Annotated in this window: 10 protein-coding genes; all 10 read right to left on the bottom strand. The window is 29.0% G+C overall.

Going from position 1 to position 13645, the window contains the following annotated elements; genetic code table 11:
* Positions 1-239: 239 nt before the first annotated feature.
* The 10 genes from ftsZ to LLF98_RS03720 all read right to left on the bottom strand — a co-directional run bounded on the left by ftsZ (position 240) and on the right by LLF98_RS03720 (position 13632).
* Positions 240-1376: a cell division protein FtsZ gene (gene ftsZ / locus LLF98_RS03765; RefSeq protein ID WP_291700958.1), complete on the bottom strand. Its 1137-nt coding sequence runs from the start codon at positions 1374-1376 to the stop codon at positions 240-242.
* Positions 1377-1390: 14 nt separating this feature from the next.
* A complete protein-coding gene (locus LLF98_RS03760) occupies positions 1391-2647 on the bottom strand; it encodes a cell division FtsA domain-containing protein (RefSeq protein ID WP_291700956.1) in 1257 nt (418 codons plus the stop codon).
* Between the two features lie 101 nt (positions 2648-2748).
* Positions 2749-3780, bottom strand: coding sequence for a PilT/PilU family type 4a pilus ATPase (locus LLF98_RS03755; RefSeq protein WP_291700954.1), 1032 nt, complete (start codon positions 3778-3780; stop codon positions 2749-2751).
* A 256-nt stretch (positions 3781-4036) separates the two neighbouring features.
* Complete coding sequence (gene sigK / locus LLF98_RS03750; protein ID WP_291700952.1) at positions 4037-4735, bottom strand: RNA polymerase sporulation sigma factor SigK; 699 nt, start codon at positions 4733-4735, stop codon at positions 4037-4039.
* 196 nt (positions 4736-4931) lie between these two features.
* A complete protein-coding gene (locus LLF98_RS03745; protein WP_291700950.1) occupies positions 4932-6551 on the bottom strand; it encodes a penicillin-binding transpeptidase domain-containing protein in 1620 nt (539 codons plus the stop codon).
* Between the two features lie 119 nt (positions 6552-6670).
* Positions 6671-7891 (bottom strand): U32 family peptidase, encoded by a 1221-nt coding sequence (locus tag LLF98_RS03740; RefSeq protein ID WP_291700948.1) that lies wholly within the window; start codon positions 7889-7891, stop codon positions 6671-6673.
* 7 nt (positions 7892-7898) lie between these two features.
* Complete coding sequence (locus LLF98_RS03735) at positions 7899-8543, bottom strand: O-methyltransferase (RefSeq protein WP_291700947.1); 645 nt, start codon at positions 8541-8543, stop codon at positions 7899-7901.
* Between the two features lie 97 nt (positions 8544-8640).
* Entirely contained in the window at positions 8641-9666 is a 1026-nt protein-coding gene (gene mltG / locus LLF98_RS03730) for an endolytic transglycosylase MltG (RefSeq protein ID WP_291700945.1), read from the bottom strand.
* Between the two features lie 94 nt (positions 9667-9760).
* Positions 9761-11587 (bottom strand): translational GTPase TypA, encoded by a 1827-nt coding sequence (typA, locus tag LLF98_RS03725; RefSeq protein ID WP_291700943.1) that lies wholly within the window; start codon positions 11585-11587, stop codon positions 9761-9763.
* 377 nt (positions 11588-11964) lie between these two features.
* Positions 11965-13632 (bottom strand): ribonuclease J, encoded by a 1668-nt coding sequence (locus LLF98_RS03720; RefSeq protein WP_291700941.1) that lies wholly within the window; start codon positions 13630-13632, stop codon positions 11965-11967.
* Positions 13633-13645: the final 13 nt, after the last annotated feature.

Raw genomic sequence — 13645 nt, 5'->3', positions numbered from 1 at the left:
TTTTTAATTTAACTTTTTACATATATATACACGATATTTTTTTGTTTACTTTTTTATATTGAAAACTAACTTAATATATAAAAATAAACTCATTTATCTTATATAAATTTGCTATAAATAAGTATAACAAAATCTAACTTTTCAATTTATAATATAAGTACCTTAAAATAAACGAAAAAATAAGAAGTCAATATGCCATGCATATTGACTTCTTATTTTTTGAAATATACCTATTATAATTAATATCTCTTTTGTCTTCTTAAAAAAACAGGTATATCTAAATCATCTGCTTCATAATTATTAGAACTTATTTCTGATTCTTTCACATCTACAGCAACTTCTGGTTCTTGCTTTGCTACTTCTTGTACCTGTACTTGAGGTTTCTTTGGTTCTTCTAATATAGTATTTGCTATTCTACTATTTTCACTTTCAAATCCAGTTGCTATAACAGTAATTCTTATTTCTTCACTAAGATTTTCATCTATTACAGCTCCAACAATTATATTTGCATCTGGATCAACAGCTTCACGTACAACATCAGCTGCATCGTATACTTCCAATGCTCCAAGATCCGCTCCACCAGTAAAGTTTATAATAACATCAGTAGCTCCATCTATTGATGTTTCTAAAAGTGGAGATGATATTGCTTGTCTAACAGCATCTTGTGTTCTAGTATCACCTTTACCAAATCCAACACCCATATGCGCTAATCCCTTATCAAGCATTACTGCTTTTATATCAGCAAAGTCAGCATTAATTACACCCGTTATTGTAATTAAGTCTGAAATCGCTTGTACACCTTGTCTTAGCACTTCATCCGCTAATTTAAAAGAATCTAACAGTGTTGTTTTCTTATCAGCCATACTAAGTAATCTTTCATTTGGAATTATAACTAATGTATCAACTTTTTCTTTTAAATTGGCAATTCCAATTTCTGCATGCCTCATTCTTCTTTTTCCTTCAAAAGGAAATGGCTTTGTAACTACCCCTACAGTCAATATCTCCATAGATTTAGCTATTTCTGCAACGATTGGAGCAGCACCAGTTCCTGTTCCGCCACCCATTCCAGCTGTAATAAACACCATATTAGCTCCCTTTACTGAAGCTGTGATTTCTTCTCTGCTTTCTTCTGCTGCTTTCTTTCCTATTTCAGGATTTGCACCAGCGCCTAATCCTTTAGTTAATTTTTCTCCAATTTGAATCTTTTGATTTGCATTAGAAAGCAATAATGCTTGCTTATCAGTATTTATTGCAATAAATTCAACATTTTTCAATCCCTCAACTATCATTCTATTTACAGCGTTACTTCCACCGCCACCGCAACCAATTACTTTTATATTGGTTAATTCTTGCATATCTGTCTCAAAATCTAACAAAACAATTCCTCCCCTTAAAAAAGCTTATCAAAAAAACCTTTAACTTTTTTTAATATATGATTTTTATCTTCATTCTTGTGTAAATTTCCTATTTCCTCTATTTTCTTATTTTCATTACTTTTATTAGTTAGAACTACGTTCCTATCCTCTAATAAATTTAATCTATCATATACTTCTTTAGCTATCGCTAATGAAGTTATATTTTCTGAATTCTTTATTCCTAAATCAATTCTTTTTATGACCTTGGTTCGCACCTTGAAAATTTTATGAACAATTTCATTTATATCTTCAAAATAGCTAACTCCATCCCCATATAGAATTATACTACAAATTCTATCATAATGACCAGTATTTTTTAATTTGATATTAATATGATTTAATATTTCTTCAATCCTAGCATTTGCAACTTGATAAAATAATTTCCTAGATACTTTTGTAGTTCCTACCTCAATTTCATCTGGAATAGAATTATCGTTATAGAATGCCTTGCAATTACTTGAATAAATCTTTTTTATATTATCTGCTTCTATAAAAGAAAATCTTCCACAAATAGCTAAATCATTAGTAATATTATTACCACCTATTTGTAAACAATCTATACTTTGAGGAATACCATTACTAAATAAAACTATATCAACAATTCCAGCACCAATATCTGCTAATGCTACATTGCCTATGGAATTTTTTTCATTTAAAAATATTTGTTTTCCTGATAATATGTTTAGCTTTACAAATTCAATATTATATTTAGTTTCTTTAAAAATCTCATAATATTTTTCAATTTCTTTTGTTTTTGCTATTACTAATGTGAGATTTAATTCAAGTTTTCTTCCTTTCCAGTTGAGTATATCTTCATGTATTACCTTACCATCCAATATATAAAAATTTATTAACACATCTACTATAGACTCATCACTACTTATAGTAATAGTATTTTGTCCATTTTTTAGTGCTTTTTTTATATCTTGACTTGTAACCTTTCCCTCTTTTAGAACAGTCTGAATTGTTGTTTCTGTAATTCTAACGTTACTTGAAGAAATGCCAATGGTTAAATATTTAACATCTTTCTTTATCTTTTCTTCTAATTCCGTTAATAAATTAATTACAGCTTTCTTGCACTTATTAATATCTGTTAACATTCCTTTTTCTATGCCTATTGATTTGCAGGATTTAACACATAATATTTCTAGTTCTTCTTTTCCTTTAACTGCTATAGTTGCAGATAACTTCCCACTTCCAAAATCTACAGATGTAATTATCTCTTGTTGCATAAAATCAAGCCTTCCCTTACAGAAAAAAATCTATTTGCACTATGAATTCAACATATCTATTGAAATTCCTCTTTTATTTAAACAAATTAATTTAATTTAATTTATTTATTATTTGATATCCATATTTCATATTGTTGTCTTGATATAATATTATTATTCACTAATCTTTTTAAATCCATGTCAATAGTTTGCATTCCAAACTTAGAGCCCATTTGAATAAAACTATTAATTTGTTCATAATTTCCTTCTCTGATAAGATTTTTTATACTTGATGTACATACCATTATTTCCATTGCAGCTGTTCTACCTTTTCCTGAGGCATTTGGCAATAACACCTGTGAAACAACGCCCCTAAGTAATGAAGACAATTGAATTTTAACTTCATTTTGATGACCAGACTCAAATGAATTTATAATCCTATATATACTATTTGCTGCTCCCATATTATGCAGAGTAGAAAAAACCAAATGTCCTGTTTGTGCTGCTCTTAAAGCTATTTCTATTGTTTCAGGATCTCTCATTTCTCCAAGAAGTATAACATCTGGATCTTGCCTAAGAGCAGCTCTTAGTCCCATTGCATAACTTTTTGTATCTTGTCCAACTTCTCTTTGATTTATCATACACTTATTAGCATCATATACATATTCTATTGGTTCTTCTAAAGTTATTATATGTTTTTCTTTAGTCATATTTATTTCATTAACCATCGCAGCAAGGGTGGTACTTTTACCAGAGCCTGTAGGTCCTGTAACTAAAACCAATCCATCATTTAATTCAGTAAAAGCCTTTAAAGCAGGTGCAGTTGTTAAGTCCTTAAGCCTTGGTATAGATTCTTTAATAACCCTAAGACAGATAGCATAACTTTCTCTACATTTAAATGCATTAACTCTAAATTTACATATTCCATGTCTATTATACTTAAAGTCTATTTCCCCATTTTCTAAGAATTCTTCGTATTTATCTGGCACTAAATCCTTGATATATTCGTCAACTACTTCATAAGGTATAACATCGCCATATGCCGTTATAAGTTTTCCATCAATTCTTACCATTGGAGCTAATCCTGAGGTTATATGAATATCAGATACATGCCGTATATCAATATCATCTAATAATCTATCTATTTTTGCCATAATCTCCTCTCTCCTAATCACTTTATAATTTTCTCTATATATACATATGAACAACAGTCCTTAATTCTCTTTTTTAAGTTAATTGTTCTTATATGTGCTTAAAATGTTCTTGGTTGCGCTTCGCGCTTTTTCATCGGTGCGTACTTTTTTATAGGTGAATTATTTTTTTGTAAAAATAAGGGTACTATATAAAAATAGCACCCTTATTCTAAGTATGTCAATATTCCTCTATATAAATAAAAAAATATTCATAATTTTAATTTTTTGTAAATAACTCTTTTTTCAATTTTTTCAAAGCTTTCTTTTCAATTCTTGACACATAGGAACGTGAAATCCCTAAAATTATAGCTATTTCTCTTTGTGTTTTGCACTTTCCATCTATTAATCCATACCTCATAATTAAAATGGAACTTTCTCTTTTAGTTAATGACTCAACCAATTTTTTATATAAAGCTCTAATTTGTAAATTACTTTCAACTTTTTCTAAAACACAATCTTTTTCACTACTTAATATATCCATAAGGCAAAATTCATTTCCTTCTTTATCAACTCCAATTGGATCTTGAAGATAAATTTCACTTTTTTGTTTTTTATTATTTCTAAACAACATTAAAATTTCATTTTCAATACACCTTGAAGCATAAGTAGCAAGTCTAGTTCCTTTACTAGAATCAAAAGAATCAATAGCCTTTATTAATCCAACAGTACCAATAGAAATTAATTCATCCACATCCTTATTAGGAAATGAGTACTTTTTTACTATATGAGCTACTAATCTTAGGTTTCTTTCAATCAAAATGCTTTTTGCAGTTTTATCGCCCTCTTTAAACTTCTTTAAATACATTTGTTCTTCTGCTTCATCTAAGGGTAACGGAAAAGTATTGCTGTTTGTTACATATCCTGTTAAAAAAAATGAATTACATATTAAGTCTATAAAGCTATTTAATATAAACACCTTTTTCCTCCATAGCAGTGCTTGATATTATAATATGTTTAAGTTTTAGAAAAGTTGCGTGTACATTTTTATTTTTTTATTAGTTCTATTATAATATTTTGCTTTTCTATTTATAACTTTAGGCACATGAAATAAAACAACAGACCAATATTTTTGTATATTGCGTCTGTTGTTTTATTTCATGTGCATTGATTTTTTACTCTCTCATATTTAATTTTTTAACTATATCTTTAAATATTGGTGCTGCTGTATCTCCTCCACCTAGATCTTCATTATTAGTACCCTTAAGCGACTGTATCTCTGGTGTAAATACCACCATTGTATAATTTTTTTCTCCGATACTGAAATATCCAGCAAACCATCCATGTGTCTGTCCCTCAGTTCCTGTTGCAGAACCAGTTTTACCACCTATATCTAAATCACCTATATAGGCCTTTATTCCTGTACCTTTTATAACAACCTGTCTCATAGAATTTTTTATCAATTTAGCAGTTGTTTCACTATATACTCTTTTTTTATCAGTTTCGAATTCTTTTACTACATTATCACCTTTATCTAAAATATCTTCGACTATATATGGTTTTTCATACACTCCATTATTGACTACAGTATTTATAGCACCTAACATCTGCACTGGAGTTACATTCATACATTGTCCTATAGATATATTATTTATTCCTGCATCCTCACTTGGCTTTACACCTATTGCTTCATTTGTATTTCCACTTTGTAAATTTAATACTCTACTATATAATCCTTGTTCTTGTGAATACTCCATTAATTTTTTATATCCCACCATAGAACCTATTTGTGCAAATATATCATTACAAGATTTTTCAAATGCTTGTTCAACTGATAATTTTCCATATGCTACTTTATCTATTTTCCCTGTCCCAACAAATGTATCGTTAGTATTTATTAAACCCATATCTAAAGCTGCACCAAGTGTTATTACTTTGTAAATTGAACCTGGTTCATACCCTATTTGTTGAATTCCTAAATTTATATTAGCTGCACTTTCATCTTTTTGTACCATGGCTCTTATTTTTCCAGTATCGGATTCCATTATGCTTATACCTATATTATTTAAATTGGAGTATTCCTCTTTATTTAAAATTTCTCTAACTTTATCTTCAATTTCTTTATCTATTGTTAATTTCAAATTTTTATTGTTATCACTTATATTTACCGATTGTTTTGCATAAACTGCCCTATTATCTAAGTAAAATTCGCTTTTAGGGTTTTTATTATCTTTTAAATAATTATAAAGTTGGCCTTCAAGAGATCCTGCTTCATGCTCTTCATCTAATATTTTTGATAACATATTACTAATGCTCCATGCTTTTTTAGTATCTGTGTCATCTGTAATATAAGTATATATTCCTTTTATATTTTTAAGATTATTTATTTTATTATAGGTATCTTCTGAAATATTATAATATACTTTTCCACTTTTCTTCATTATTTCCGTATAATTAAACTCAGGATTTTCAGACTTCATTATAAAATTCAAAGCCATTAAGTCTTCTAGTGTTTCTTCATAATTATTTAAACTGAATGGTTTAGTATCTATTACAAGTACATATTTTTTATCATACTTCATTAAATCTTTTCCATTAGTATCTAAAATCATATAATTCATATTACTAATATTTTCTTCTTGATGATTTTGATAAGAACTTTGAACTTTTTCAGATGGATATATTTGTAGTATAAATAAATGTGCTGTTAAACTCATCATTATTGTTATTAACATAGCTAAAATTTGTACTAGTCTTCTGTTTCTATTAAATTTCTCAGTAAAAATATAAAACACCTCCTTTCAGCTTAAATTCTAGCCTTAAGGATAGTGTTTTATTCAAATTTTTTTTAATTTAAATAATTCTATTATTTTCTAATTTCTTTACACAACATCTATAGATTAACATATCTATTTTATTCTTTATTTTTAATTAACAAATCCTTTGGAATTAATGGTATGTCAACTCTCACTTTATACATCATTTGTGCCCTAGGTGCTGAATCTATTGGGATTCCATTTTCCTCAGTCATATCATGAAGAGTAATTTCAAAATTATCTCCTTCTGGTCTCAAAACCTCTACTATATCGCCATTTAACACTTTATTTTTTTGCTCAATAGTTGCTATTTTGGTTTCTTCATCATATTCTCTTACAATTCCAACTATATCAGCACTTCTTATATATCCAGAATCTTCATATACTTGCTTGTTAGTTTCCCCATAATAAAAACCTGTATGATATTGTCTATGACTTACATTATTTAAATTTTCCATCCATTTGGGATCAAATTTATAATTATCAGGATCTTTCAAATATGCATCTACAGCTTGCCTATATGATTTTACAACAGCTGCTACATAATACAAACTTTTCATTCTTCCTTCTATTTTAAGTGAATATACGCCAGCCTTAATAACATCATCTATATGTTCAATCATACATAAATCTTTTGAATTCATTATATATGTTCCATTTTCATCTTCAACTACAGGATAATACTCTCCCGGTCTTTTTTCTTCAACCAAACTATATTTATATCTACATGGTTGAGCACAAGCACCTCTATTAGCATCTCTTCCTACCATATAATTAGATAGTAAACATCTTCCTGAATAGCTTATACACATTGAACCATGAACAAAAGCTTCTATTTCACATTCTTCCGGCAAATTATCTCTCATCTGTTTTATTTCATTTAAGTTAAGTTCTCTAGCCATTACTATTCTCTTAACGCCTTGATCATACCAAAACTTAGCAGATTTCCAATTAACATTATTAGCTTGAGTACTTAAATGAATTTCTAATTCTGGTACAACCTCTCTAGCTGTAGCTATTATTGCTGGATCTGATGCTATTATCGCATCAACACCTATTGTATGTAAATCTCTTAAGTAATCTTCAACTCCAGTTAAATCTGCATTATGAGGAAAAACATTCATTGTCACATAAACTTTTCTGTTTTTACCATGTGCATATTCTACACCTTCTTTTAATTGTTCATTTGTAAAGTTATCAGCAAATGCTCTTAAATTAAGCTTGCTTCCTCCAAGGTATACTGCATCAGCTCCAAAATCTATTGCTATTTTAAGTTTATCTAAATTTCCTGCTGGTGCTAAAATTTCTGGTCTTATCATTTTAAATTTACCTCCTCTTAGTAACTGCAATTCCATCTCCCATAGGTATTACCGATGTTATTAATTCTTTATCTTGAGTAACTAATTCCAAATAAGTTCTCATTCTTTTTACTATTGTTATTTTTCTTCTCTTAACTAATTCTTGTGATGCAACCATTCCTCTAAATAAAACATTATCCGCTACTATTACACCATCTTTATTAAGCAATCTTAAACAATGAGGCAAAAAATGATTGTAATGTCCTTTGCCTGCATCCATAAAAATCAAATCAAAAGGTTCATTTAACTTTTCTAAAATTTCCAAGCAATCACCTTGTTCAATCTTAATTTTATGGCTTAAATTAAACCTTTCTAAATTAGAAATAGCTAATTTCACCATTTTTTCATCACGCTCTATTGTTGTAATTTCTGGTTCTGTTCCTGACGCTTGGTACATTAGTATTGCTGAAAAGCCTACTGCTGTTCCAAGCTCTAATATTCTTTTAGGTTTTTTCATACTAGTCATAAATTCAAGAAACACTCCTGTTTCCTTTTGAACAATAGGTACATTATTTTCTCGTGCAAAAGCTTCTATTTCTTTTAAAGTACCTTCCCTATCAGTAATTAAGCTTCTAATATATTCTTCCATATAGTCATATGTAATCTCACTCATGAATTTCCTCCATACATCTAGTTTATCAGTTAAAATAATAATTCAACCATAAAAAATTGTTATTAATAGTTACTTGCATTAGAAGAAAAATAACGCATTAATACCCTAATTCTTTTTTCTTCTTTAAAAAATCATCATAATTATTAGTAAAATAATGAGAACTATCTTCTTGCAAAATATAATATAAATAATCAGTTTTTGATGGACTTAATGCAGCTTTAATACAATCAATTCCCGGATTCGCTATAGGTCCTATTGGCAATCCTTTATACTTATAAACATTATATAGTGAATCTATTTCTAAATGCTTATTTAGTACTACATCTACATGATATCCTAAAGCATAAATTACGGCAGCATCTACTTGAAGCTTCATATCCTTTTCTAATCTATTATAAATAACTGATGAAATTAATGGCCTATCCTTTTCAACTCTTGCTTCTTTTTCTATTAGAGAAGCTATATTTATTATCTTTTCCACATCTTCATCTTTTATATCAACTTTGGTTTCCTCTTTTACTTGCTTTAATATACTTTCAAATCTATTTAACATAATTTTAATTATATAATTTGCATCAGAACCTTTTTCTATCAAATATGTATCTGGATATAAAAATCCTTCTAGATTATATCTTTTTTTATCATTAGCTTTAACAAAACTAGGCAATTCATAATTTTTAACTGCTTTTAAGAATTCATCTTTAGAACAAAGACCCTTTTCTTCTACAGTTTTTGCAACATCTTCTATTGAGTATCCTTCCGGAATTGTTAATTTCACTAAATCTTTATCGTCAGCAGTGTTTTCAAGAGAGTTGATTAAATTCGCTAGTGTTGTGTTAGTATCTATTTCATATATTCCTTCTCTTAAGCTTACATCTGTTTTATCTATAGCCAATTTTACTTTAAGCAAGAGTTTATTAGATAACTTATTTTCTTTATCTAACTTATTTAATATATCATAAAAACCTTCACCTTGTTTCACTTCAATAATAATTGTATTCTCATTAGATTTCAGTGGTTTTTCTATAACCTCTTTATAAGAAATCACAAAAATTAACCCTATAATAAATATAAAGAATGTAGATAATAATATTAATTTTCTAAAGGGTTTATATTTATTCATAAACTTTCTCCTAGATATAATTAAAAGTAAATAATCTAATACAGACTATTTACTTTTAATTATATTTATTTTATTTAAAGTATTTTTAGTAAAATTATTTTTTACTTCTGCTACTTGTTCTTCTTCTTTCAGCACTATCTAAAATTCTTTTTCTCATTCTTATAGTTTTTGGTGTAACTTCTACTAATTCATCACCATTTATGAATTCTAAACATTGTTCAAGAGACATTTCAAGTGGTGGAGTTAATTTCAATGCATCATCAGCACCTGATGATCTTGTATTAGTAAGTTTCTTCATTTTACATACATTAATTTCAAGATCGTCTGCTCTTGCAGAAACACCAACAACCATACCACCATATACTGGAACACCAGCACCGATGAATAATTGTCCTCTTTCTTGAGCACTGTATAATCCATATGCTATTGAATCTCCAGTTTCAAATGAAACTATTGATCCTCTACTTCTTCCTGGAATTTCACCTTTATATTTTTCATATGAATGGAATACGTGATTCATAATTCCATTACCCTTTGTATCAGTCATTAATTCACTTCTAAATCCAATAAGACCTCTAGCTGGAACTGTGAATTCTAGTCTTGTGTATCCATTTACTGCTGATGTCATATTAACCATTTCAGCTTTTCTAGGCCCTAGCTTTTCCATAACTGGTCCCATAAATTCTTCTGGAACATCAATTGTTAAGTACTCAATTGGTTCTTCCTTATGTCCATTTTCTTCTCTAAATATAACATTTGCTTTTGAAACTTGGAATTCATATCCTTCTCTTCTCATTGTTTCAATAAGAACTGAAAGATGAAGTTCTCCTCTTCCTGCAACTTCAAAACAATCTGGAGTAAGTTCATTTACTCTTAAACTTACATTTGTTTCAAGTTCTTTCATTAATCTATCTCTTAAATGTCTTGATGTTACAAAATCACCTTCTTGACCTGCAAATGGTGAATCATTAACCATGAAGTTCATGTTTAATGTTGGTTCATCTATTTCTAAGAATGGTAATGCTTCTGGCATTGACGAATCTGCTATAGTATCACCTATATTAGCATCAAGAACACCACTTACTGCAACTATATCTCCCATTGAAGCTTCTTCTGCGTCTTCTCTTTTTAATCCCTTGTATGTAAATATGCTAGTTATTTTGTAATTAGCGTTTGATCCATCATTCTTTAATAAAGTAACTGTTTGATTTCTCTTTACTGTACCTCTATGTATTTTACCAATTGCAATTTTCCCAACAAATGCATTTGTATCTAATGTACTTACCAACATTTGAAGTGGTTCATCTATATATCCTTCTGGTGGTGCAACATGTTTTAATATTGTTTCAAATATAGGATTCATATCATTATTTTCATCATCTACATTATATTTCGCAAAACCTTCTCTAGCTGATGCATAAATAATTTGGAAATCTAATTGTTTATCATTAGCTCCAAGTTCTACAAATAAGTCAAATACTTCATCAATAACGTCTGTTGGTCTAGCATTTGGTTTATCTATTTGGTTAATTATAACTATTGGTCTTAATCCTAATTCTAATGATTTCTTCAGAACGAATTTTGTTTGTGGCATTGGTCCTTCATAAGAGTCAACAACAAGCAAAACTGAATCAACCATCTTAAGTACACGTTCAACTTCTCCACCAAAATCAGCATGTCCTGGTGTATCTACTATGTTTATTTTTATATCATTATAAATTACTGCAGTATTTTTTGAAAGAATTGTAATTCCTCTTTCTTTTTCTAAGTCATTAGAATCCATTACTCTTTCTTCTACTTTTTCATTAGCTCTAAATGTATGACTTTGTCTTAACAAAGCATCTACTAAAGTTGTCTTACCGTGGTCAACATGGGCTATGATAGCAATATTTCTTATGTCTTCTCTTTTAATTAATTCCATTTTTATTCCTCCAAACAGTATTTAAACTGCGAATTTTTCTTTTTATTAGTTTGTAACTAGTTATGTATATAAATAAGCAAAAATTTAAGTATATATTGTAAATAATTTCTTATAAATTTTCATATTTAGAAAATTGCATTTTTTACAAATAAACTTAACTACAACTACTCATATATATGTATGTAAACCTATAACTGTTTTTTTCCAAAAGAAAATTGGATACTTAAAGCATCCAATTTCCTACACGCTAATTCATATTTTACTCTTTTCATAAAAAAAAGTCAATCCTATTTCAAATTAATTTAATATTCAACAATTGATAAATTTTTAAAAAATAATTAGTTATTATATATTCAACTATTTATTTTAGGAATATTCTAAAATTCCATAATTATTGGTAATATCATAGGTTTTCTCTTAGTCTTCTCATAAAGGAATTCTCTAAGTTCATCCCTCATTTTAGACTTTAATGTTGTCCAATCATTGATTTTTCTTTCTTCACAATCGCGCAGTACTGACTTTACAATCTCTCTAGCTTCATCCATAAGTCCCTCTGATTCTCTTACATATACAAATCCTCTTGAGATTATATCTGGTCCAGATACAACTCTACCTGTTTGTCTTTCCATCGTAACTACAATTGTTAAAATACCATCTTGTGAAAGATGTTTTCTGTCTCTTAATACTATATTTCCAACATCTCCAACTCCAAGACCATCAACAAAGACTTGACCCGAAACAACAGTACCACTTTTTTTAATATAATTTCTTGCAACTTCTATTACATTACCATTCTCAGGTATTAATAAATTCTTGTCTGATAGTCCAAGTTCCATTGCTAGTTCTCCATGCTTCTTCAAATGTCTATATTCACCATGGACTGGAATGAAGAATCTTGGTTTAATTAATGAGTGCATTAACTTTAGTTCTTCTTCACAAGCGTGACCTGACACATGAATCTTTTCTAAAGAATCATATATTACCTCAGCACCCTTTTTAAATAATTGATTTACAACCTTTGAAACCAATTTTTCATTTCCTGGTATTGGTGTCGCTGAAATAATAACCGTATCTCCCGGTACCACATTAATTTTTCTATGTTCTGAATTTGCCATTCTTGCAAGTGCAGACATCGGCTCTCCTTGGCTACCTGTTGTTATTATTACAACTTTTTCATTAGGATATTTTGAAATTTGATCGACCGGGATAAGTACGTCTTCTCCAATTGTAAGATATCCCAGTTCTATTGCCACTTGGACAATATTCTCCATACTTCTTCCTGACACAGCTACTTTTTTTTCATAAGCCTCTGCTGCTGTAATAATTTGTTGAATTCTATGAACATTTGATGCAAATGTAGCAACTATTATTCTACCTTTTGCTTTATTAAATAGTCGCAAGAAAGTTTCCCCAACAACTCGTTCTGTCATAGTATATCCTGGCCTTTCAACATTTGTTGAATCAGCCATCATTACCAAAACACCTTTTCTACCTAATTCAGCTAATCTTCCGAAATCCATCATTTCTCCATCAATTGGTGTATAATCAATCTTAAAGTCACCTGTATGAAGCACTACACCAAGTGGTGTATGAATCGCAATTGCAACTGAATCTGCAATCGAATGATTCATCTTTATGAATTCTACTGAAATGCTTTCTAATTTAATTATGTCTTTTGGTTTTACTCTTATTAGTTCTGTTGAAGCTAACAGACCGTGTTCTTTTAGTTTCGTTTCAACTATGCCAAGAGTAAGCTTAGTACCATAAACTGGAACATTTAACTGTCTTAATACATATGGCAATGCTCCTATATGGTCTTCATGTCCGTGAGTTAAAAATATTCCTTTGATTTTTTCTGGATTTTTAATTAGATATGAAATATCAGGTATTACAATATCTATTCCGAACATATCATCATCTGGGAATTTTAATCCACAATCTATTATTATAATATCTTCCTTATATTCAATAGCGGTTATATTTTTCCCAATTTCGTTTATGCCACCAAGAGGAATTATTTTTATCTTCGCTCTTTCATTTTTCATATTTCCCCTCCTT

The sequence above is a fragment of the Clostridium sp. genome (genome assembly GCF_021372645.1).
Taxonomy (GTDB): Bacteria; Bacillota; Clostridia; order Clostridiales; family Clostridiaceae; genus Clostridium.
This window is presented reverse-complemented; position numbering and strand designations above follow the sequence as displayed.

Excerpts from the sequence above, each read along its gene's own strand:
- LLF98_RS03760 (WP_291700956.1), bottom strand. The coding sequence starts at position 2,647 with ATGCAACAAGAGATAATTACATCTGTAGATTTTGGAAGTGGGAAGTTA.
- typA (WP_291700943.1), bottom strand. The coding sequence starts at position 11,587 with ATGGAATTAATTAAAAGAGAAGACATAAGAAATATTGCTATCATAGCC.
- LLF98_RS03740 (WP_291700948.1), bottom strand. The coding sequence starts at position 7,891 with ATGATAAGACCAGAAATTTTAGCACCAGCAGGAAATTTAGATAAACTT.
- mltG (WP_291700945.1), bottom strand. The coding sequence starts at position 9,666 with ATGAATAAATATAAACCCTTTAGAAAATTAATATTATTATCTACATTC.
- LLF98_RS03755 (WP_291700954.1), bottom strand. The coding sequence starts at position 3,780 with ATGGCAAAAATAGATAGATTATTAGATGATATTGATATACGGCATGTA.
- LLF98_RS03735 (WP_291700947.1), bottom strand. The coding sequence starts at position 8,543 with ATGAGTGAGATTACATATGACTATATGGAAGAATATATTAGAAGCTTA.
- LLF98_RS03720 (WP_291700941.1), bottom strand. The coding sequence starts at position 13,632 with ATGAAAAATGAAAGAGCGAAGATAAAAATAATTCCTCTTGGTGGCATA.